At 52.6% G+C, this 302-nt stretch carries 1 rRNA gene (running past one end of the window); it reads right to left on the minus strand.

The window, feature by feature from the left end:
• Positions 1-302: ribosomal RNA gene (locus NON16_RS25370) — 23S ribosomal RNA — on the minus strand (its annotated part continues 441 nt past the right edge of the window); the annotation flags it as partial.

Here is a 302-nt window from a genome sequence, read left to right on the forward strand (position 1 = left end):
ACGATTTTTCCGAAGGAAAAGATCGCTTTCGCCCTGTTCAGACTCGCTTTCGCTGCGGCTCCGTCTTCTCAACTTAACCTTGCACGTAATCGTAACTCGCCGGTTCATTCTACAAAAGGCACGCCGTCACCCAGACGTTTCCCAAAGGGAAACGTCATCGGGCTCCGACTACTTGTAGGCACACGGTTTCAGGATCTCTTTCACTCCCCTTCCGGGGTGCTTTTCACCTTTCCCTCACGGTACTGGTTCACTATCGGTCACTAGGGAGTATTTAGCCTTGGGAGATGGTCCTCCCAGCTTCC

Origin of the sequence: Pseudalkalibacillus decolorationis (assembly GCF_024609785.1) — a bacterium.
Taxonomy (GTDB): domain Bacteria; phylum Bacillota; class Bacilli; order Bacillales; family Fictibacillaceae; genus Pseudalkalibacillus; species Pseudalkalibacillus decolorationis.